Source organism: Rhizobium sp. 62_C5_N11_2 (assembly GCF_051811185.1).
Classification (GTDB): Bacteria; Pseudomonadota; Alphaproteobacteria; order Rhizobiales; family Rhizobiaceae; genus Rhizobium; species Rhizobium leguminosarum.
In genome coordinates this window covers 1-21,892 of sequence record NZ_JBPWPW010000002.1, presented here as the reverse complement: position 1 = coordinate 21,892, position 21,892 = coordinate 1, and the positions used below count along the sequence as shown (strand labels likewise).

The following is a 21,892-nucleotide window of genomic DNA, read 5'->3' as shown; positions in this document are numbered from 1 at the left end:
GATATTGAAGTGAACGCCGGTTTCGGCGTCGGATGGAATGCTTTCAAACGTCAACGACGTCTTCTGGCCGGGCCGCCACCAGCGCCGCCCGCTGCTCCCTCGTCAATTCAGAGCGCCATATGCGTTTGAGGATGGAAAAAGTGCAGTTTCGCCGGGTCGATCGCCACATTGATCGATTGGCCTGTCTCGACCGCACTGACAGCCTCGAACCGCGCAACGGCGTTGGCGGCCCCGCTCAAGTCCTCGACAGCATCGGGGTCGCCTGAGTCGATCCGGACCGCGTCGATCTTCAAATGCACGATCAACTCGGAGCCTAGCTCCTCGATCGACTTCACGACAACCGGGATCGTCGGATGGGAGGCACCCGACGGCAACCGGCTGTCGTAGAGGTCCTCGGGCCTGACCCCAAAGATCAGGGCCTTTCCCTCGAAGGCGGAAAGACCGGGAGCGCGTTCGAAGGCGCCGTCGGACAACGGAATGGAGAAGCCCGGCAGATGGATCCGCCCGCCCTCCAGACGCCCTTCGAAAAGGTTCATCGACGGCGAACCGATGAAGCCGGCGACAAACGCATTGACCGGGCGGTGATACAGAGCCTTGGGCGTATCCACTTGCTGAAGCACGCCGCCCTTCAGCACCGCAACCCGATCGCCCATGGTCAGCGCTTCGGTCTGGTCGTGCGTCACGTAGATCGTCGTCACGCCCAGCTGTCTCTGCAGGCTGGCGATCTCCGCCCGCATCTGAACACGCAGCTTCGCATCAAGGTTCGAGAGCGGTTCGTCCATGAGGAATGCCGCGGGCTCACGGACCATGGCGCGGCCCATCGCAACACGCTGGCGCTGGCCGCCGGAAAGCTGTGCGGGCTTGTTGCCCAGCAAGGATTCCAGCTGCAGGATCTTGGCGATCTCATGCACGCGTTTGGTGCGTTCGGCCTTGTTCTTTCCGGCCAGCTTCATCGAAAAGGCGATGTTGTCGAACACGGTCATGTGCGGATAAAGCGCATAGCTTTGAAAGACCATGGCAATGTCCCGGTCCTTGGGCGCGAGATCCACGACGTCCTGACCGCCGATGCTCAATGTTCCGCTGCTGATTTCCTCGAGCCCGGCAATCATGCGCAGAGCGGTCGATTTTCCGCATCCGGACGGCCCGACCAGAATCAGAAACTCGCCATCATGGATCGTCAGGCTCAGATCCTTGATCGCATGGTAGCTGTTTCCATAGGTCTTGCAGATTTTGTCGAGTACAACCACAGCCACGTCTCGTCCTCCCGTACCAGTCCGGATCACATCTTGAACGGCGCTCCCCGCCGTCTCCGATCCTTTTGACAAGAAAGCTCAGGCCTGAGCGTCAAAGTCAACAAAAGAATCGAGGGGAATTCATCACAATCTATCGGAAACAAATCGTATCTAGTTGAAAAATATCATCATTCCATATGAAACGAATATTCATTTGCGGAATTATATTTTTTATCGCGCGTAACTTTTATGGCCAACGCCATGACTGTCAATAGATCTCGCAAGGCGCTTCAATTGCAGATCAGCGACGCACCGCTCGGCCGGTCGACCAGTGTCGACACCGGTCACACCTGCGCTCACTTTTGGCATCCCGACATCGGGAGCGGCGCAGGTGCATTCTCCGCCGCCATCCATGCCAGACACGTCCGGTGATCCGGCAGGCCTCGGCGCCCTCCCCGTGCGGTCACGGAAATGGCGGCCGCCGCCGTGGCATAGGCAGCGCAATCAAGCGGGCGCTTACCCCTAGCGAGGGCAAGGGCGTAGGCACCGTGAAAGCAATCACCGGCGCCGGTCGTATCGACCGCCTGAACCTGATAGGCCGGCACATGCCACCTGACGGTATCGCCCTTCTGGCGGAGATAGGTTCCTCGTTCGCCATCAGTAAGGACAACCGCGGACCGATCCCCGGACCAGAGCTTCTCCAGGATCATCGTGGGATCACCTTCGCCGGTGTATTCCTGCGCAAAGGCGAGCGGCAGCACCAGATGATCGGCAAAAGCCAGGATCCGGTCTGTCGCGGCACCGACCGTCCATTCGATATCGGCAATCACGGCCAGACCCAGGGCGCGTGCGCGCGCCACGACACTTTCCGCGTGCGTGGCATAGCCATCGATCAGCAGGACCGGGGCCTGCATCAGAACATCGTCGGGCAGTGCATCGGATGTCCCGTGCAGCACATCGTCGTCATAAGCGATGAACCGGGCGCCGTCGGGACCGACCGTGATCACGGAGCGGATTGGCGCGGCATCAGCGTGGCGGGGAGCCAGCGATATGTCGACGCCGTCCCGCTCGAGTTCGCTACCCGCCACATCGGCCGTTGGCTCATCGCCGAGCCAGCCTATGAAGCCGGCCCGCCCACCAAGCCGGGCGGCGGCAACCAGGGCCGTCGCCACGTTGCCGCCATGGTCCGTGGCACGCTTAATCACTTTTCCCTTGCCGGCCGTCAGCCCCCGATCGACATAGATGATGTCATCGATTGCCAGGGCGCCGAAGCCCAGAACCTGGAAAGGGCGCGACACGTCTCAAGCACCGGCCGCCGCCAGCGCATCCTCCGGCGTCATGCCTTTATGAATGACGAACTTGAAGGCACGCGCAGCCATGGTCGTATCGCCGTGGCCCCAAAGGTTGCGACCGACGACCGCACCTTTGGCTCCAGCGCGCAATGCCTCCGAGGTCTGGACGAGCGCTCCGAGCAGCGTTTCGGTCTTGGGGCCGCCGGCGATCACGACCGGAATCGGGCAGGTCGCAACGGTCTCGCGGAAGGATTCGAAATCGCCGGTATAGCCGACCTTGATCACGTCGACTCCGGCCTCGAATCCGATGCGCACCGCATAGGCAATCTCATCCGGGGTGAACACGATCTTGCCGCCGTCGGAGAAATCACGGGGATAGACATGAGCAACGACCGGCATCTCGAAGCGGGCGGCGGCGTTGACCGTATCGGTGAGCCAGCGGATATATTCTCCTTCGGTGGCGCCGCGCACGGGAATGGCGACAGCCAGAGCGTCCGCACCATAGCGCACCGCGTCTTCCGGGGTCGCAATAAGCTGGCGAATGCGGTCGTCAGCGGTGAAGCAACCACCCTGAATGACGAGCGCTGCCTTTCCGGCATATTCCGACCAGAGGTGGCGCGCCGCGCCAGGCTGGATGCTGATGTAGTCGGGTCCCCCCGCCATGACGCGTCTGAGCGCACCCGGCAGGTCGGCAAGCCCGCCCTCACGCACATTGCCATAACCGACAAAATGATCGACGGCGCCTCCGAACAGATGACCCGATGGGTTCGAGAACAGGCGTGCGAGGCGGACTTTGGTTCCGAGACCCATGGCGATACTTCCTTCGTGATTGCCGGCTTTGCGATTGCTGGCGCCGATGCTGAAGAAACCCTAACTCGAAAACAAACAAATATTCAATATTTCGATTTCTTTCGTTTTTACATGGATGATGAATTTTTGACGTGCATTTTCGTCATCATGCGGCTATTTTTGCAGCAAGAGCCGTAGGATAAGGCGGCGAACTTTCGTTTTTCAAAAGTCATATGGTCGCAAAAGGCGACAGGTCGGGATCACAAATGCTTGCAGAGCAGAGGCGGCAGCAGATCATGCTGGAACTTCAACGGGTCGGTCAGGCACGCACCCGCCAGCTCGCGGAATTCTTCGAGGTCTCGGAAGTGACGATCCGCTCCGACCTCGAAATCATGGACGCGAAGAAGCAACTGATCAAAACACATGGCGGGGCAATCGCCCTGCCGTCCGACTCGCCAGCGGCGGCCTTTGAGGAACGCATGCAGCGCAATTTCGATGCGAAGCGACGCATCGCCCAGATGGCTGCGCGGCAGATCATCGACAATCAGTCAATCGTCTTCGACAGCGGTTCGACGCTGTTGCAAGTGGCCATGCAGATGCCCCCGGTCAACAACGTCGTGGTTGCGACGACGGCGATGAACATCGCGCAGCATCTGATGTACCGTCCAGGGCTCGACGTGCACATGATCGGCGGCCGCGTATTTCCCAGCACCGTGAGCACGATTGTGTCGGACTCCGACAAGGCGGTCGGCGGCCTCGTCGCCCACCAGGCCTTTGTCAGCGCCCACGCGATCGATCAGGCCTTCGACGTCGTCGATGTCTCCGAGGATATTGCGCGAACCAAGCGCAACCTGGTTCGCATGGCCCGGCGTGTCGTCCTCGTGGCGGATTCGAGCAAATTTGACATCGGCGCCTCCTCCAAAGCCTTCTCGCTATCGCGCGTCGACCTGATCATCACGGACAGCAACATGCCGCACAGCATTCGCCACCGGCTGGACAAGCTGGGCGTGGAGGTTCGCTACGCGTGACCTGCAGTCCACCTCTCCAATTTACAAGAGAGACAGGAGAGGCTTTGGCGTCGACGGATGGCTTTGGCCGACGCCATGGAATACGAGAAGGGCTAAAATCCCAGACGTCGAAGGGTCTCGCGGTTCGCGCGAACGGCCGCGGCAGGATCGGTTCCGGCATGGTCCGATTCTTCCTCGACCACGATCCAGCCGATAAAGTTCGGCGCATCCCGAACGGCCGAAATCACGGCAGGCACGTCGCAGACGCCTTCCCCCAGCATCGCCCAGGTCCCGCCGGCGTCAACATCCTTCAGATGCACGTAGCGGATCCGGTCCCGGTGGGCCGCCAGCGTATCGCCGATCTGCTGGCCGCCACGCAGGATATGGCCGGTATCCGGCACCCAACCCACGCCTGGATCCAAGAGAGCAAAGAGGCGATCATAGTCGTTGCGGGTGAAGAGGAGCGTGTTGTGGTGCGAGGAAGGATGGACCGCAACGGCGACGCCAGCCGACTGTCCGATCTCGGTCGCACGATTGTAGCACTCGGCCGCAATGGCGAATTTCTCATCGAGTGGACCATCCGAGACGACCGTCGCCGATCCCATCGATACCATCGCACCGGGAAAGTTCGCCGCGAAATCGACCCATCGCCGCGCCGCGTCGAGATCGGAGGCAATCTTTTCCGCCATGGTGAAGCCGCTGGCGGAGCCGAAGGCAAAGGAAACCAGCGCCAAACCGGCATCCGTCAGGGTGCGGGCAAAGTCGGCAGGCTTGAGCGCGTAGTGACCGATCATCGTGTCGGTGATTTCGATACCGGCATATCCGCCATCGGCAATGGCGCGCACCAGATCGTCCGGACCGCCGCTCCAACCGGTACCCAGCATCTCCCAGGTGAATGTTTGGCAGCCGATCTGCAGCTCAGCATTTTTCATGTCTCGGTCCTGACCTATTCGTTGATGACAGCCGGTACCGAAGCCGGCGGCTTCCCTGCGCGAGCAATCCCCGTGGCTTCGCCGGCCTTGCCAAACCCCTTCCGCCCGGAGAGGCGGCCGAACACCGGAACGGCGGGCTCTTCAGCGGGGATTGCGACGCCACGTCTTGCCATTACCTACGGTCAAATGTTACCGTGCGTCAATATATTTTATTCCTTGCGATTAAAATGTAACGCACCTCAACCCTTCACACCGCAACGGCAAAATCAGGTTCTTCGATGACACAGACCAATGGTATGAAACTCAGGATAGGCGTTGTGGGATGCGGCAATATTTCGCTCGCCTATATGCGCAACGCGCCGCTGTTCCGCGACGTCGAAATCGTCGCCTGTGCAGACCTCAACGCAGATGCCACCAAGCGCCGCGCGGCGGAATTCGATCTGCGGGCAGCTGACGTCGATAGCCTCATTGACGACAAGAACATCGACCTGATCCTCAATCTGACGATCCCGGCTGCGCATTTTGACGTTTCGATGCGGGCGCTGTCGGCAGGCAAGCATGTCTTCACGGAGAAGCCGCTCGGCGTCACGGCCGCGGAAGGACGCCGGCTGGTGGATGCCGCCGCCGGCCAGGGCCTCATGCTCGGCTCGGCGCCAGACACGTTCCTGGGAGCGGCCGGACGCCATGCCCGGCGGCAGATGGAAGGCGGCGCCATCGGCAAGCTGGTGACCGGAACAGCCTTCATGATGGGGCGCGGCATGGAGCACTGGCATCCGGATCCCAGCTTCTACTACCAGGCCGGCGCCGGCCCGGTCATGGATATGGGACCCTACTATCTCACGATGATGGTCAATCTGATGGGGCCGATCCGCCGTGTGCAGGCCGTCGCCACAAGCGGGCAGGAAGAGCGGCTCATCACCGCCGAGGGGCCGAAACAGGGCACCACATTCAGGGTGGGCACGCCGACCAGCGTGCTTTCGCTGCTTGAATTCGATTGCGGCGCCACGTGCACCTTCGGCAGTTCCTGGGACGTCTTCCGCCACTCCAACCACCCCATCGAGCTCCACGGTACCGAAGGCTCGCTGCGCCTGCCCGACCCCGACAATTTCGGCGGCTCCGTCGGACTCTCCAGCCGTGGCGCTCCCTGGCAGGAAACGGATACATCAGCCGAACTCTTCGGTGCCGTCAACTGGCCGATCGCAGCGCCGGATCGTGCCAACTACCGCATGCTTGGCCTTGCCGATCTCGCGCGCGCAATCATCGAAGGCCGTGCGCCACGCGCTTCGGGCGATCTCGCCCTGCATGTGCTCGAAGTCATGGAAGCGATCCTGCGTGCAGGTGAAACCGGTATCGCGCAGACTATTGCGGGTATCGTCGCACAGCCAAGAGAATTGCGGGAAGACGAAGCAAGGAGCTTGCTGGCATGACGCAACTGGACGAATCCGCCAAACGCGCCCTTGCCTGGCCGGGCGATCCGGAAACGCCGGTGGAAAGTTGCACCCCGGCGCAGGCGCGGCTGCAGTATCTGGACAGTTTCGCAGACATCCAGTGGCCACTCGAGGACGTGGCCGAGATGTTGGAAAGCCATGTGGGCGCCATCAGGTTGAAGATATGGCGCGGTCGGGCCGCGCCGCGCCAGGGTGCACCGGCCTTGCTTTATCTCCATGGCGGCGGCTTTGTGATCGGCGCGCCGGAAACCCATGAGGATATCTGCCGGACGCTTGCCAATATGGCAGGCGCCGTCGTGGTTTCACCCGACTATCGCCTGGCCCCGGAACACCCCTTTCCGACCGCGATCGATGATTGCGCCGCAACACTCGTCTGGATGACCGATCAAGCTGATGCCCTCGGCATCGATCCCTTGCGGATTATCGTCGCCGGCGATAGCGCCGGCGGCAATCTGGCCGCCGTCGTCGCCCTCCTGGCGCGGGACGGACAGGTGCCGGCTGTCATCGGACAGGTGTTGATCTATCCAGTGACCGACCAGTCGCAGGCAAGCGACAGCTACTTGCGTTATGCGGAGGGTTTCGGTCTGACGGCCGCGGCGATGAAATGGTTCCGAGACCACTATCTGCCGGAAGCCGCGAGCGGGGCGGATTGGCGCGCCTCGCCGCTCAGCGCAGCGTCGCTGGCGGGGGTGGCGCCAGCCTTCGTGATCCTTGCCGGATACGACGTACTATTTGACGAAGGGGCGGCCTATGCCGAGCGGCTGAGCTTGGAAGCGCAGGCCACAAGCCAGACCTGGCCCGGACAGATCCATGGCTTCGTATCAAAGAGACGGGCCATTCCGGAGGGGCAAGAGGCCCTCGAAGCCATTGCAATGGCATGGCGCGCCATGGACCCTGCGCTTGCCCGTTGAAGCGGGAACCCGCCCAGTCTCAAGCCGAGTCGCGCATAACAAGCGTCGCCTCGAGGATCACCCTGTTGGTCACAGGGGTCGTCCCATCATCCTCGCTCTCGATGTGCGCCAGCAAAAGCTCCACGGATTTCGCCGCGATCTCGGGCGCGTTCTGGGCCATGGTCGTCAGCGACGGACAGGTATATCGGCTCAGCGGGTGATCGTCGTGCCCGGCGATGCGTACGTCACAAGCGTCGCTCCGGCCGATTTTCAGTCCCGAAGCGAATGCGGCTGCCATCGCGCCGAAAGCGAAGCGGTCGTTGGCGCATAGCAGCGTTTTGCCGGGAAGACCGCCATTCGCAAGAATTCTCTGCATCTGCTCGTATCCGAGACGCTCGAATTCCCAGGAAGGTGGTGCGTCGCAATCAATGACGAGCGGGGAATGCCCTTCCCTCGCCATGGTCGCGCGGTAGCTCGCCTGCCGCTCGCCGGCATTTTCCGTCAAATGCGGAATTTCCAGGAATATCGGTGGCTCACCGGATCGGCAGAGATATTGCACAATGGCTGCCATGCTTTGCGCGTTGTCGTTGCCGACATAAGGAAGGTCAGCGCTGGCAGGGTTGTCGAAGCAGACGACGGGGATTGCGTCGCTTAGTCTTTCCAGCGCAGAACGGCGAGAACCGGCCCCGAGCGGCGCCACGATCGCACCTGCAACCTTCAGCGAGAGCAGGGTCCGCACGGCCTCCGCCTCCAGCTCTGGCCGCGTGTGCGAAGATATCTGGACGGGCCAGAAACCCTTTTCGCGCAACTCCAGCTCGATCAGCGACACCACCTGCACATAAAAGGGATCCGACATGGTCGGGACCAGAATCCCGATATTCCTGGTCCGCTTGCGATTGAGATGCCGCGCGAAAAGGTTCGGCTCGAAATTCGACTTCTTGAGAGCCGCCTCGATACGCTTGCGGGTGACCTCCTTGATCAGCGAGGGATCATCGAAATATTTCGACAATGTCGGACGCGATACGCCGGCGGCGGTTGCGAAGTCATCCATCGATTTATAGCTTTTCTTGGCCATTCAATTCCTTATTGGCGGGACGACAACTGGTCAGGAATGATTTCTCACTCAACGGCAGGTCCACTGACGCGCCAAATCACGCATTCGGCAATTTGTACAGGGTGAACTTCGTTTTCCGGAATCGTCGAAAACCAACACGTAAGCCGGCGTGATCCGTCATTTTGGTGCGGGCCATCCCCTCCTTTCGAAAATCGAAATGTTCCCTTCATCTGCGACTTGCGCAGTCTGCGCCGCGTGGTTGCAAAAGGCGCTTGTTTCAGCGCCTAAATTCGAAAATTTACAGTGAAGACTGCCGGGCGCCACTCTTTTCATTTTGTTGGGTAAACTTTCATTTGTTTACGAAAGTAAAGAAAAAATGCGTCACAAGCAACACAAATGCTGCAGAAAAATACCGATGATGTCAATCAATTTTATTATTTTCTATCAATGATTTAACTCAACCGACTTCGTGAATGCCAGCCTCCCATCCTTTCCCGATCACAGTTCTTCATTGACAGATGGGGGCTTCAGGGAACCTACTTTGCCTACGATCTTGAGGAGGATCGATTAACTGACAATCTTTGGGAGGCACAGATGAATATCAGAAAATTCGGCGTGACCATGCGGGCTGCCGTAGCGGTATGGGCGCTCTGCGCCACATCCGCGTTTGCCGACACCACCATCGAATTCATTCAATGGTGGGAACCCGAAATGCCGTCCGGCGCCTTGCGCGGCATTATGAACGATTTCGAAGCCAAAAATCCCGGCATCAAGGTGACGCTGGTCAGCGGTCCCTATGCCACGACGCGTGACCAGATCGTCGTCGGCGCCGCCTCGGGAACGCTGAGCGACGTAGTGGGGCTGGATGGTGCCTGGGTAAACGGGCTCGCCAAGCAGGGCGCAATCGCCTCGATGGACGAATTGATGGAGAAGGCCAAGTACGACAAGAGCCAGATCACCGATATCGTCAAGGTCGATGGCAAGAGCGTGATGTTCCCGCTCGCATCCTTCGTCTATCCCGTCTTCGTGAACCTCGATATCGCCAAGGCATCCGGCGTCGACAAGCTGCCGACGACCCGCACGGAATTTGCAGACGCCGCAAAGAAGATGACCGACGCCGCGAAGAACCAGTATGGCTGGGTTCTGCCGCTCTCGCTGCAATCTCCGAGCGGAATCCAGAACGACGTGATGTCCTGGGTCTGGGCCTCCGGCGCCTCGATGCTAAAGGACGGCAAGCCTGACCTCGAAAATGACGCTGTTGTCGGAACGCTCGACTATATCGCTTCCCTCAATAAAGAAGGCGTTATTTCTCCCGGCATTTTCGCCAAGAAGGAACAGGACAAGGTCGAGGAATTCGTCAACGGCCGCGTCGGCATGATGGTGGATTCCCTCGCCCATGTGACCCTCATCCGCGAGCGCAATCCGAAGCTCAATTTCGGCATATCAGCCTTGCCGGCCACTGACGGCTACACCGGCAAGCGCGGCATGCCCTATGCGTCCTGGGGCATCGGCATCAGCGAAGGCAGCCAGCACAAGGAAGAGGCCTGGAAGCTCGTCGAATATCTGATGAGCCCTGACGTCAACGGCCGTCTGGTCTCGATTGCCAACGCCTTCCCCGGCAACGTCCACGCCAAGCCGGATTTCGTGGCCTCGGACCCGATTTTCGCGGAAGCTTTCAAAATCTTCCAAAGCGGTTATCCTGCCAACGAATTCGTCGGCCTTCCGGTCGCCGAAGAGCTGATGCGCGACATGAACGTCGAAGTTCAAAAGATGTTCGATGGGGGGCAGTCAGCCAAGGACGCGGCTGCCAATACCCAGAAGGCGTGGCTCGCAAAGTTCTAAAGCACGTCGCTTTCACGGATCACCGGCAGCGCGCCCTGGCGCTGCCGGTGCAGTCGTCAAATCTCGGCAGAATGGAAGTCACAGCTCATGAATCATTCCGCTCCGGCTCTGGTCGCTGCGCACGCCAAAGCGCCAAGAAAAGGATGGCTTCGTTACAGCACCTTGAGGAAGCTGGTGCCGTATTTCTACGTTTCGCCGGCGACCCTGCTGCTTGTTCTGCTGATGCTGTTCCCGATGGTGATGGTCTTCAAATATTCATTGATGGACGGCGCCATCATGAAAAAGGACGCTGCCTTCGCGGGGGTGCAGAATTATCTGACCATCTTCGAGAATCCGGTCTTCTGGCAGTCGGTGGTGCAGACGCTTTATTTCACGATCATGAGCGTCGTCTTCCACTTCATCATCGGCCTGGCCTTCGCGCTGCTGTTGAACACCAATCGCGTCGATCCGCTCATCCGGAGCATCCTGCGTGTGCTCTTCATCCTGCCTTGGCTGTTCACGGCCGTCATCATCGCCATCATCTGGCGCCTGCTGCTCGACCCCAACGGCGTCGTCAACAGCGTGCTGATGGCGCTCCATATCATCAACTTCAAGGTCGAGTGGTTTTCGTCCACGCGCACAGCCATCCACGCTTTGACCTTCGCAAATATCTGGGCAGGCTATCCGCTCTACATGGTCAGCCTGCTCGCCGGCCTCCAGGGCATTTCGAAGGAGCTTTACGAGGCAGCCGGTATCGACGGCGCCAACGAACTCGAAAAATTCTGGTACATCACCATTCCGCAGTTGATGCCGATCATCATCAGCATCGCGCTTCTCGACTTCATCTGGACGATGCAGGTTTTTCCACTCGTTTGGATGACGACGGGCGGCGGGCCGATCTATTCGACGGAAGTGCTCTCCACCTTCACCTACAAGCTCGCCTTCTCCCAGTACGAATTCTCGTTGGCTTCGGCGAGCGCGATGATCATCCTCATCATCTCGATGAGCGTCACCTACTTCTACATCAAACACCAGCAGCGCAGGTGATCGCCATGGCAAAGCGTTCCTTCAAGAGCTCGGTATTGCCGACCATCCTGACCTATCTCGGCCTGGGGATCGGCCTGGTCTTTTCGGCCTTTCCGATCGTGTGGATGTTTTTCAGTTCGCTGAAATCGAATACGGAAATCTTCGCCCTTCCGCCGCGGCTTTTTCCGCAGGATTTTACGGTGGCCGCCTATCTGACGATCTTCAACGATCCGGTGAAAGTGCGGTTCTTCATCAACAGCTACTTCGTTGCCGGCGTCGTCACCTGCCTGACCCTCGTCGTCGCCATCGTGACCGCCTACGGCTTCAGCCGCTATCAGTTCCGGTTCAAGAACACCTTGAACATCTTCATCATCAGCACCCAGACCGTTCCGCCGATCACCCTTCTCATCCCCTATTTCGGAATGGTGGTCGCCTTCAGGATCTTCGATACCTATCTGGCGCTGATCCTGACCTACATGGTCTTCACACTGCCCTATGCCGTCCTGCTGATGACAGGCTATCTCAACACCTTGCCGAAAGAGCTGGACGAGGCCGTCCTTGTCGACGGCGGCTCGAGCTGGACGGCGCTCTGGCGCGTCATCGTTCCGGTCTCGATCCCGGGGATCGTCGCCACGGCGGTCTACACGTTTCTGCTGGCCTGGAACGAATTCCTCTTCGCGCTGACGCTGACGAAATCGATGGATCTTAGAACCGTTCCGATCGGCATCCAGCTTCTGATGGGCCAGCACGCCTTCGAGTGGAACGAGATGATGGCGATGAGCGTGCTCGGTTCGCTTCCCCTCCTGGTCCTTTACCTGGTCGCTCAACGCTACTTCCTGGCAGGCATGACCGCCGGCTCGGTCAAAAGCTGATGCAGCGCTGATCCTAAACTGGCTTTGAGAACGCATACTACAGGCAGATCACTTCTCCGATCTGCCTGCCCGCCACGACTACCGCCCAGCGCTCCAATCCCGCAGGGCATCGCAGACTTCGGCTCTGGTGGGCGCACCGATACGTCCACCGAATACCTGGCATTTGAGTGCTGCCGCCATGGATGACAACCGCATCGTCTCTTCGATCGGCAAGCCTTCCGCAGTAGCCAGCGCAAAAGCACCATGGAAGATATCGCCGGCCGCGAGCGTGTCGACGGTCCTCACCTTCGGAGCGGCAAGATGGACAATTTCGCCGGTTCGGTCGTCGAACCAGAAGCAGCCATTTTCGCCAGCCGTGACGCTGATGAAGGCATGCTCGAACTTTCGCTTCAGAACGCCGACGACCTTCAACAGCTCGGCTGTCCCGACAAGCCGTTCGGCGGCCGGCTGCGAGAACACGATATGGCTGGCGGCCGGTGCCAGCATCTCGATCACGCCATCGCCTGCAACGTCACCATCGAGAATGGCCGGCTTGCCCGCCTCTTGGGCCGCCGACAGCGCCCGCAGAGCAAGCTTCGGCCACCGGACGTCGACCAGCACCGCATCGAAAGCAGAAACGTCCTGTATTGTGACCGGCTTGACCGTTTCGTGCAGGCCGGCATCGTAGAAAGGCACGATCAAGCGCTCGCCCTGGTCATCGACAAGGATCGTCGAGACGGCCGAGCGGGCGCCTGCCACACGCACCATGCCGCTCGTGTCTATGCCGCTGTCGCTGAGGTCGGCGATGATGCGGTCGCCGGTGGCGTCACCGCCGACTGCGCCCCAGAGGCTGGCATGGCCGCCCAGCCGGGCGACCGCAAAGGCGGCGCTCGATGCCATGCCTTCGGCAATCTGCAGCATATCGTAAGGCAGAATTTTTCCCTGGCCGGTCGGTAACGAGCGCACGCGAAACAACGTGTCCATAACCGCCGCGCCGACACACAAAACGCGGCGCGCCTGACCGGGCGGCGGATCGAAGGCAGAAGTCGTCAAAACCGTTGTCTCACCCGCTCACTTGACGGCCCCGGCCGTCAGGCCCGCCACGATCTGCCGTTGCGCAAACACCGTCAATATCAGCACGGGCAAGGTGACAATCAACGCCGCCGCCGCCAGCGGACCCCAACTGACCTGCTCGAACGAGAGCATGTTGTAGACTGCGACCGGAAGCGTGCGTGTCTCGCGGCTGGCGAGCACGATGCCGAAGACGAAGTTGTTCCACGAGAAGATGACTGACAGGATGAAGGCGACCACGATGCCCGGCCTTGCGATCGGCAAGGCGACCAGCCGGAAAACCTGCCAGGGTGTTGCGCCGTCGATGCTTGCAGCCTCTTCCAGCTCCATCGGCGTCGTCTCGAAATAACCGATCATGATCCACACGACGATCGGCACGGTGACCACGAGATGGATAATGATCTGCGGCATGAGCGTGCCGAGCAGATTCAGCCACTGGAACAGCAGGAAGAGCGGGATCAGGAAAGAAAGGCCGGGCGTCATGCGCGCGATCATGATGACCATCGCGGACTTCTCCGCCTTCAGCCGCGCGATGCCATATCCGGCGGGCACGCCGATCAGCAGCGCCAGAAGCGTGGCCGCACCCGTCACCAGCACCGAATTCCAGAGATAGAGGAAGAAGTTGTTCTCTTCGAAGACCTTCAGATAGTTCGACCAGGCCAAGCGCTCCGGAATGAAGATCGGCGGATAGGCGCCGTTGTCGATCTCATATTTCAGCGACAGCGAGATCATCCAGAGGAAGAACAGGACGACAGGCGAGATCATCACCAAAGCAACAAACAGCAGTCCGATGCGATCGAGTGTCTTGCGCTTCATCAGCGTGCCTCCCCGTCCGACCAATTTACGCGCTGCCGGAGCATCATAAGGACGAAGGAGAGCAGGACGATGAGGATGAAGAAGACAACCGCCATGGCCGAGCCATAGCCGATGTCGTAGTAGGCGAAAGCCGTGTTGTAGAGATAGATGTTGATCGTCTCCGACGCCGTGCCGGGGCCGCCTTGGGTCATGGCATAGATGATGTCGAAACTTTTCACCGCATCGATGCTGCGGATAATCACGGCAATCATCAGGAACGGCGCGATCATCGGCAGCGTCAGATAGCGGAATTTCTGCCAGACATTGGCTCCGTCGATTTCAGCACTTTCATAGGGCTCGCGCGGAACCGCCGCCAGACCGCCAAGCACGATCAGCATGATAAGCGGCGTCCACTGCCAGGTCTCGACCAGCACCAGCGACGGGATGACGCTGCTCTGATTATAGATCCACTCCTGCGGGCCGATGTCGATGAAGGAGAGGAGATAGTTAAGGACGCCGAGCTGCGGATGGAACATCATCGTCCAGACGAGTGCGATGGCGACCGGTGTCGCCATCATCGGCATCACGAATATGCCGCGTATAAGACCGCGCAGTGGAAATTGAGCATCGAAGATCAGCGCCGCGAGCGTCCCCAGAAAAAGGGGAACCACCACCGAGAGCGTCGTATAGAGCACCGTATGCCACAGCGACTCCCAAAAGCGCATGTCGGTGGCGAGGCGCGCGTAATTGTCCAGCCCAGCAAAGACCTGCGATTGGCCGAGCGTCCAGCTGTTGACGCTCATCCACACAGTAAACACCCATGGAAAGACGATGACCGCGGCTATGACGATGAGCGCCGGGATGACAAAGGGCCAGTAGTTGGGAGCAAACCGATCCGGTTTGCTCCTTCCTTTCGACCTCTTGGCCACTGCGGTCGTTTCGATACTTGTCGAGGCCATTATCCCTCGCTTTTCGCCAGGACGGGTTCGAACTGTGCCGTCGCTGCCTTCAGTTCGGTTTCAGGATCGGCGCCGCCGATCATGTTGGTAAGACCGACGCCATAAACGTCACGGAACTCGGTGACCGGAATGATGACCGGCAGCGCGAGCTTCGAGATCTTGCCGGAACCGACGACGGCATCAAGCCATGCGCTCGGCATCTTGACACCTTCACGGACTTTCGCATCCTCGAGGACAGACTGGCGGAAAGGAACGCCGGCGCCGGCCTGCAGCAGACGTGCGCCCATTTCATGCGAAATCGCCCATTGGCAGAAGAGGTACCCGGCCTCTTTTTTCTGGCTTGCCGCGACGACGCCAAGCCCGTCGCCGAAGGTGCCTGCGGCCTGTGCCTTCGGACCTTTCGGCATGATGCCGTAACCGACCTGGCCGACGACGCGTGACTTTTCCGGATTCTCGATCGGCGGCGCAAAACCGACGCCGTCCAGCCACATGCCGATCTTGCCCTGCAGGAAGGCCGACTGCGCCTCGGCCCAGTTGAAGCCGGAGACGCCGGGAGGGGCGGTCTTGGTCATCAGCCTTTGGTAAAGCTTGGCCGCATCGATCGCTTCTTGCGATGTTGTGCGCAGCTTGCCATCAGGGCCGAGCGGGCTCGAACCATAACCGAGCAGCAGCGACGTCCAGACCGGCGTATTGGCGTTCTTCAGGCCGCGGGCGACGAAACCGTAGGTGTTGGTGGAAGGATCGGTGAGCGCCTCCGCAGCACTGGCGAGTTCTTCGAACGTCGTCGGGTAGGCAAGCCCCTTCTTCTCGAACAGCGCCTTGTTCCAATAGATGATCCAGTAATCGACCGAGAATGGAAGCGAACGCAGAACGCCGTCCGGATCTTTGGCAAAAGTCAGGCCGGCTTCGGCGAAGTCGCTTTCAACCAGAGACGGGTCGGTCAGAGAGGGGTCCTTGAGGAAACCGCTGATATCGGCAAGCCAGCCGCCCTTTTCGAACTGCCGCTTCTGGACATGATAGCTCATGTGCACTACGTCGAAGCTCGGCTTGCCGGAGCTCAGCTCGATGGTCGTCTTCTGACGCTGCTGTTGTTCGGGAGTCGCTTCGGCATTGACCTTGATGCCGGTGAGCTCCTCGAATTCAGGCAGGTACTTCAGAAGTATTTCGCTGCGAGGGCTCTTGACCAGGTTGACTTCGAGCGTCGTGCCGGCAAAGCGCTTCCAATCGACCGCAGCCGATGCCAGCCGCACGCCGAGCATGCTGCTGGCCCCAAAAGCGGCCGTACCCGCCAGAAAGCCGCGTCTCGTCGGATTTAAAAACGATGACATGTGATTCCTCCTCCTTTTGCCGGCGATCTCCTCACCCCCGGCTGTTTATTTCCGATTATATCCTGAGCGCACGATCTCTTGCATGATTGATGTGTGCGACAAGGCTGTTGACGGCGTCCTCCGCCGATCGTCGTTCGATTGCCTCGAGCACCTTGAGGTGCTCGCCCATGACAGGTCCGACGTGACCATCGATGCGAAAACGATCCTGACTGATCAGGCGCATCTTGATCGAGTTCACCCGGTAGGCGTTCGAGATGATGGTATTTCCTAAAGCATCGATAAAGGCGTCGTGCATGCCCCAATCGACAGCTTGCGCGTGCACTTCCAATTCGTGCGATCCATCGCCGTTTCGAATGGCATCGGCAATATCCCGATGCTGTTTCAAAAGCTTGGCGATCGTCTCGTCAGACGCGGAGCGGGTGAAAAGCGCAACAGCTTCCTTCTCCAGGAAGACGCGCAGCTGAAACGCCTCGCGAATGAGGTTAAGGTCGATATGAGCGATCTGCAAACCCCGCTGGGGCACTGTCTTGATCAGCCCTTCGGCTTCGAGCCTCGGGATAAGTTCGCGGATGGCGCCAAGCGTCAGCCCCGTCAGCTCGACGAGGCGACGCTGCGAAACGAACTGGCCGGGGCGCACATCACGCGCAAGAAGGTGGCGTGTGAAGCTTTCATACGCCTTTTCCCGCAGTGTCGGCTGCTCGTCGGTTCCGTCCATCGCCTCTCCCAGAAACATGTCCGCCCTATGCCGCTTTCGAGCGGAAAAGAGTATCGAAGGCACGAAAGAGTTGCGCCTGCCCTTCTGCGGATATTGAGACGAGTGGCGGACGAACCGCAAGCCAGATTTCATCCGACGTCACGTGAGTGACCATGGTTTTGACGGCCGCAGTCACCGGAAATTTCAGCAGTTCCTCCACGAAATCCTCGATGCGGGAATCGTCCATGCCTTCCTCCGCCATCAGCTTGACCTCGCGTGGCACGAAATTCGCCATGCCGGAGATCGCACCCTGGCCGCCAAGCCGCACGCCCCTCGCCAGGTGACGTTCGTCCCCCACCAGGATGACGAGATCGCCATGCGCCTTCAATAGTGCTTCCGTGAAAGGCCAGTCGCCGGAGGAATCCTTGACGCCGATAACGATGTTGGGAAAGGCGGTCCGCAGCCGGGCGATCAACGATACGGTCAGCGGAACCATGGTGAGCGAGGGAATGTTGTAGACGATAATGTCTCGCGCCTTGTCGCCGAGGATGGCGAATACAGCCGAAAACCACTGGAAGACGCCGTCATCACTCACGTTCTTGAAATAGGAAGGGGGAGCAAGGAGGATATTTCGGGCTCCTTTGGAAAGCGCGTGACCTGCCAGCATCGCGGCATCCTCTGCCGCGTCGACCAGCACGCCGACGATGATTTGCTTTGCTGCTATCCCGCTATCAAGCATGGAAGCGAAGACACGTTCACGTTCCTGCGTTCCGATGGAAGAGCCTTCACCCGTCGTCCCGAACAACGTAACGCTCGAGCATCCGGCCGAGAGGCTGCGCCGCGCCTGCTCGATCATCGCCTCGATCGCGATATCGCCATTGCTGTCGAACGGTGTCGCAAGCGCGACCGAGAGCCCGAATTTCTGTGTCAACTATGCTTCCTCCCAATTACCGCGTCAGACGTAGCAGACTAACATGTTAGCTGTAAAGAGGTGATTACACACCGCCTCGTTACGCGATTGTCGCGGCCGTAGCTTCCTTACGATCAACTGGCGTGCCTTGCTGCCGGTCCGTTCGCCCGAACGAGCGCCATCAGCATCGGGCCGATTGCAAACTCGCCCCTTTCGGTCCTTCGGGACAGATCCCTGAGGTAACCACCGGGCGAGTTAATGTGCCCTCCCCTTTCCAGGATACAGGCGATCACGGTTGCGGCGTTTTCCGGCCCCATACCGGAGCAGGCTTCCTCATAGGCCGAGGGACTGACGCCGAGCATCGAGCGGACAACGACGGCGGCCGACATCAGGTCTCGCCAGTTACCGATGGTTCCGCCTGGCCCGTAGTCGAGAATACTGGGGCAGGCCTGGAGGACGAGGCCGAGCGGGAAGGATTTCAGGCTTGGCCCGGCCCCTGGATCGACCGCGCCTCCCGCCCTGTTGCCCATCCCGCCGGACAGCTTCGGCTGTTTCAATCTTCGCTCGTCCGGCGGCCCGGCGTTCGGTTCATCATCGGCTGCTGCCTTTTCGCCCTGCTTCGTTTCGAAGCTTGGTTCAAGTTCATAAGTGGAGTCGGGATTTGAATTCTGTTTGTGACGCTCAATTTGAGACTCATTGGCGTCTATTTTTTTCGTTTTTATCCGTCTTTCCAGCACGTTGACGATCTCGGTACGCAGCAGCCCCATCTCGTCAAGCAACGGTGCCAGTTCTTCTGCGGTCGCCACGCGCGGAATCCGGGCAAGGAGCGTTCGAAACATCGCCGAAATGCCTTCCCAATCACCGGAAACCCCTTCTTCGATAGCCGTCGCGATCAGCTTGGAGACATCGCGCCGGCCCACCGTCAGGCGTTCCCTGGTCACCCGCAACAGTTCCCGGTCGGCAACCGCCTGGGCGGCCAGGCTTTCGATCTCGACCGCACGCGCCAGAAGCGGCGCGACGCTGAAGCCAAAGGCCTCGCCGATGGCCCCTGCCCTATCGCGGCGCGCATAGCGCTTTCCGTTCGGACTGTCCTTGCGCAGGATCAGGCCGGCGTCGACCAGGACGGCAAGATGCCGCCTGAGGGTGGCCGGCGTCATGCCGCGAGCACGCAGCGACAGCTGCGCATTCGACGGGAAGACAATCAGGCCCTTCTCCTCGGAAATCTCGTCGTCTGGGTAGAAGGTCAAAAGCGCATCGAGCACCGTCAACGCCCGATCGGTCACGCCGAGCGCCGGCCGCGCCTCACAGATCGCCCTGAACAGCTTCCACTTGCTGCGCTTCATTCCCGGCTCGATGGTCTCGGCCAATTGCTGACTTGCCAGCATGCCAAGCGACATCGGCCGCCGCCCGAAGGGCGTCGTCACATATCCACTCTCCATTTGCCTTCACCTTCGTTCAGGCAAAAGAAAACCATCCACCAATTTGGTGCCTAAGACGCTTGACTGTGATTCGTGGAAATGCGATTCTCGATGTGCTTAAGATCTGAGAAGGGCTTCCACGACGGCGTCGTTGGGGGCCTTTTTCTTTTGCGCTCTACGCTCCTCTGTCCTTGTTGAACTCCTGGAACAGGCCCTTCAGCCGTTCCTGGACGAATTGATCGAAACCGGGCGCGATCTTGCCGTCGAAGACGAAGGTCGCACCGGATACTGTCTTCTTGATCATGACAGGCACGCCAGTAACCTGGGTTTTGGCCACCGCCGGCTTCGGCGCAGCCGTCTTCTTCGTTGCCAGAACGAGTGCCCGCTGAAACCGCTCGTCGCTCGAAATTTTGCGCGTGTCGTCCGCGGACAACTCCGCGATGATCTTCTCGACGTCGGCTTTCTCAAGCCGCTCGCCCAATTCCAACCATCGCCGGCGGCCGATATCAGGTGCCGCACCGATGGCGTTGACGAGCCTCAGGGGGACCTGTCGTATGACGATCAGCATTCTCGACAGCGCCGCCTTGTCCACGCCGAGAGCCGCCATAATGACATCGCGGCCAAAGCTGCGTTCCTCGAGCCGCGATGCAAAGAGCGCGCGCTCGATGTAGGAGAGATTGGTTCGAGCGCTGTTTTCCTGTCCCTGGCTGACGACCAGTTGACCGTCGGTGAGATCGCGGACGACCGCGCGCACCCTGATGCCGATTTCTCGGGCGGCAGCCAGGCGACGATGGCCATAGGCGACTTGGTAGCGTCCCCTGGTTTCGGGATGTGGGCGGACTAGGATCGGAACCTGCTGCCCGTGCTCACGGATTTGCTCGACGAGCTGTGCGAGTTCGGCCGCATCGATCGCCAATCGGTCGCTGACGAAGGAAGCGTCGATCAGGCCGGGATCGAGTTCGACGATGGTCTGGCCGGTGGCAAGCTGCCGTTCCAGTTCACTCGCACGCTCCATTTTCTCGGTAATGTTGCCGAGCGTTTTCGTAATGCCGCCGACAGGCGCAGCACTGCGCTCCTGCGGCACGAATCCGGCGATCGGACGATTGTCGCGTGGTGCGACCGCGTCCATCCTTTCCGGGTTCGGAGCGGAAATTTCGATGAGGTTCTTGCGCGCCATCTATCTATTTCCTTCCCCAGGTCGAGCGAATATGCGCCTCGATCTCGCCATTAACGAGGTTGAGGGATTCCAGCGCCCGATCGTAGGTTCCGCGTGTGAACTGCGACCGCTCGACCTCGTAGAGAGTCTGCTTGGTGACGCCGGCATCGGCGACCGCCGTCGATTTCACCATGGCATTGTGCAGCATTCGATTGCCGAAGATCGCCCGCATGAAGCCGGTCATCTGGCTTTGCGGTCCGTCGTTCGGCTCGAACCGGGTCACGAGATAGCGCATCCAGTCATAGCTGGTACGTCCGCCAGCCTTTTCGACGACCGACATCAGCTCACTCGTCATCGTCAGAAACTGCGACATCGACATGACATCCAGCATCTGCGGGTGGACCGTGATCAAGACCGAGGTTGCAGCGCAGAGCGCCGACATCGTGAGGAAACCCAGCTGTGGCGGGCAGTCGATAACCACGACGTCATAAAGGCTTTCGATCTCCGTCAGGACTTCGCCGATGCGGGCAAAGAACATCGTCTCCGCCGTCCCCGACGCCATCGCCTTCGGCGTCTCGTGCTCGAATTCCATCAGCTCGAGATTGCCCGGAATGAGATGGAGATTTGGCGTGTAGGTGGCGCGCACGATGTCGGCGATGGGGCGCGGCTCCTCATATCGGATCGCACCGTAGATCGTTTCGCCCTCTCCGACGTCGAACTCCGGCTGATGACCGAACAAGGCGGACAAGGAGGCCTGCGGATCGAGGTCGACGGCGAGCACGCGGTAGCCTCGCAGCGCCATGAACTGCGCCAGATGGGCCGCAGTGGTGGTCTTGCCCGAGCCGCCCTTGAAATTCATGACGGAGATGATCTGGAGCTTCTCGCCCGGCCTGCGAGCCGGCACATATTTCGGCGTTCCGTTTCGCTCGTCGAGGACCCGGCGAATGCGATCCATATCCGTTGCACTGTAAAGCCGCCGTCCGTTTGCGAGCGGATCGGGCCCATGGCCGTCGGCGGCCACCTGGCGGAGATAACCTTCTCCGATGCCGATAAAGGCAGCAGCTTCCGCCGGCGAAAATGTTCTGATCGTCTTTTGCGACAGCGGGGGGAAGATTTTTGCCTGATGCTGCTGAAGTTGATAGGATAACTCCTTCGCATCTGTTGCCAGAAGCGATGGGAGGTGCTCTTGATCGTCCTGAACAGCAAGACTCGGCTGCAT

Annotated in this window: 20 protein-coding genes; 6 read left to right on the top strand and 14 right to left on the bottom strand. The window is 59.8% G+C overall.

Annotation, left to right across the window (positions count from 1 at the left end; genetic code table 11):
• Positions 1-107: 107 nt before the first annotated feature.
• From AB8B31_RS23785 to AB8B31_RS23775, 3 genes are all read right to left on the bottom strand, one after another.
• Entirely contained in the window at positions 108-1,253 is a 1,146-nt protein-coding gene (locus tag AB8B31_RS23785; RefSeq protein ID WP_020572891.1) for an ABC transporter ATP-binding protein, read from the bottom strand.
• 335 nt (positions 1,254-1,588) lie between these two features.
• Entirely contained in the window at positions 1,589-2,530 is a 942-nt protein-coding gene (locus AB8B31_RS23780) for a PfkB family carbohydrate kinase (RefSeq protein WP_018245738.1), read from the bottom strand.
• A gap of 3 nt (positions 2,531-2,533) precedes the next feature.
• Entirely contained in the window at positions 2,534-3,334 is an 801-nt protein-coding gene (locus AB8B31_RS23775) for a class I fructose-bisphosphate aldolase (protein ID WP_018245739.1), read from the bottom strand.
• A gap of 245 nt (positions 3,335-3,579) precedes the next feature.
• Between AB8B31_RS23775 and AB8B31_RS23770 the strand changes: the two genes are divergently transcribed.
• The gene (locus AB8B31_RS23770; protein ID WP_018245741.1) at positions 3,580-4,341 is read left to right on the top strand and encodes a DeoR/GlpR family DNA-binding transcription regulator; all 762 of its coding nucleotides are present in this window, start codon (positions 3,580-3,582) and stop codon (positions 4,339-4,341) included.
• A gap of 92 nt (positions 4,342-4,433) precedes the next feature.
• On the opposite strand, the gene AB8B31_RS23765 is transcribed toward AB8B31_RS23770, so the two are convergent.
• Entirely contained in the window at positions 4,434-5,252 is an 819-nt protein-coding gene (locus AB8B31_RS23765) for a sugar phosphate isomerase/epimerase family protein (RefSeq protein WP_018245742.1), read from the bottom strand.
• Positions 5,253-5,530: 278 nt separating this feature from the next.
• Here AB8B31_RS23765 and AB8B31_RS23760 point away from each other — a divergent pair, with 278 nt between their 5' ends.
• Together AB8B31_RS23760 and AB8B31_RS23755 are read left to right on the top strand one after the other, a co-directional pair.
• Complete coding sequence (locus AB8B31_RS23760) at positions 5,531-6,679, top strand: Gfo/Idh/MocA family protein (RefSeq protein ID WP_018245743.1); 1,149 nt, start codon at positions 5,531-5,533, stop codon at positions 6,677-6,679.
• Positions 6,676-7,611, top strand: coding sequence for an alpha/beta hydrolase (locus AB8B31_RS23755; RefSeq protein ID WP_018245744.1), 936 nt, complete (start codon positions 6,676-6,678; stop codon positions 7,609-7,611). The genes AB8B31_RS23760 and AB8B31_RS23755 overlap by 4 nt, the downstream gene beginning before the upstream one ends.
• Positions 7,612-7,630: 19 nt before the next feature.
• Here the strand turns inward: AB8B31_RS23755 and AB8B31_RS23750 are convergent, their stop codons facing one another.
• Positions 7,631-8,665 (bottom strand): LacI family DNA-binding transcriptional regulator, encoded by a 1,035-nt coding sequence (locus AB8B31_RS23750; protein WP_018245745.1) that lies wholly within the window; start codon positions 8,663-8,665, stop codon positions 7,631-7,633.
• A 573-nt stretch (positions 8,666-9,238) separates the two neighbouring features.
• Between AB8B31_RS23750 and AB8B31_RS23745 the strand changes: the two genes are divergently transcribed.
• The 3 genes from AB8B31_RS23745 to AB8B31_RS23735 all read left to right on the top strand — a co-directional run bounded on the left by AB8B31_RS23745 (position 9,239) and on the right by AB8B31_RS23735 (position 12,363).
• Positions 9,239-10,486 (top strand): ABC transporter substrate-binding protein, encoded by a 1,248-nt coding sequence (locus tag AB8B31_RS23745; protein WP_018245746.1) that lies wholly within the window; start codon positions 9,239-9,241, stop codon positions 10,484-10,486.
• A gap of 87 nt (positions 10,487-10,573) precedes the next feature.
• Positions 10,574-11,512: a carbohydrate ABC transporter permease gene (locus AB8B31_RS23740; protein WP_018245747.1), complete on the top strand. Its 939-nt coding sequence runs from the start codon at positions 10,574-10,576 to the stop codon at positions 11,510-11,512.
• 5 nt (positions 11,513-11,517) lie between these two features.
• Positions 11,518-12,363, top strand: a complete 846-nt coding sequence (locus tag AB8B31_RS23735) for a carbohydrate ABC transporter permease (RefSeq protein ID WP_020572890.1) — start codon at positions 11,518-11,520, stop codon at positions 12,361-12,363.
• Between the two features lie 78 nt (positions 12,364-12,441).
• On the opposite strand, the gene AB8B31_RS23730 is transcribed toward AB8B31_RS23735, so the two are convergent.
• From AB8B31_RS23730 to repA, 9 genes are all read right to left on the bottom strand, one after another.
• Complete coding sequence (locus AB8B31_RS23730; RefSeq protein WP_018245749.1) at positions 12,442-13,395, bottom strand: sugar kinase; 954 nt, start codon at positions 13,393-13,395, stop codon at positions 12,442-12,444.
• 18 nt (positions 13,396-13,413) lie between these two features.
• Positions 13,414-14,229, bottom strand: a complete 816-nt coding sequence (locus tag AB8B31_RS23725; RefSeq protein WP_003550140.1) for a carbohydrate ABC transporter permease — start codon at positions 14,227-14,229, stop codon at positions 13,414-13,416.
• Positions 14,229-15,167 carry a carbohydrate ABC transporter permease gene (locus tag AB8B31_RS23720; protein WP_018245750.1) on the bottom strand — a complete coding sequence of 313 codons (939 nt, stop codon included), beginning with the start codon at positions 15,165-15,167 and terminating at the stop codon, positions 14,229-14,231. The genes AB8B31_RS23725 and AB8B31_RS23720 overlap by 1 nt, the downstream gene beginning before the upstream one ends.
• Complete coding sequence (locus tag AB8B31_RS23715; RefSeq protein ID WP_018245751.1) at positions 15,167-16,495, bottom strand: ABC transporter substrate-binding protein; 1,329 nt, start codon at positions 16,493-16,495, stop codon at positions 15,167-15,169. Before AB8B31_RS23715 ends, AB8B31_RS23720 begins: the two co-directional genes overlap by 1 nt.
• Before the next feature lie 55 nt (positions 16,496-16,550).
• On the bottom strand, positions 16,551-17,228 hold the full coding sequence (locus tag AB8B31_RS23710; protein ID WP_018245752.1) for a GntR family transcriptional regulator: 678 nt from the start codon (positions 17,226-17,228) through the stop codon (positions 16,551-16,553).
• Positions 17,229-17,235: 7 nt separating this feature from the next.
• Positions 17,236-18,120 (bottom strand): dihydrodipicolinate synthase family protein, encoded by an 885-nt coding sequence (locus AB8B31_RS23705; RefSeq protein WP_018245753.1) that lies wholly within the window; start codon positions 18,118-18,120, stop codon positions 17,236-17,238.
• A gap of 113 nt (positions 18,121-18,233) precedes the next feature.
• Entirely contained in the window at positions 18,234-19,538 is a 1,305-nt protein-coding gene (gene repC / locus AB8B31_RS23700) for a plasmid replication protein RepC (protein ID WP_018245754.1), read from the bottom strand.
• 154 nt (positions 19,539-19,692) lie between these two features.
• The gene (repB, locus tag AB8B31_RS23695) at positions 19,693-20,694 is read right to left on the bottom strand and encodes a plasmid partitioning protein RepB (protein WP_018245755.1); all 1,002 of its coding nucleotides are present in this window, start codon (positions 20,692-20,694) and stop codon (positions 19,693-19,695) included.
• A 4-nt stretch (positions 20,695-20,698) separates the two neighbouring features.
• On the bottom strand, positions 20,699-21,892 hold a 1,194-nt coding region (gene repA / locus AB8B31_RS23690; protein ID WP_018245756.1), incomplete at its 5' end, for a plasmid partitioning protein RepA.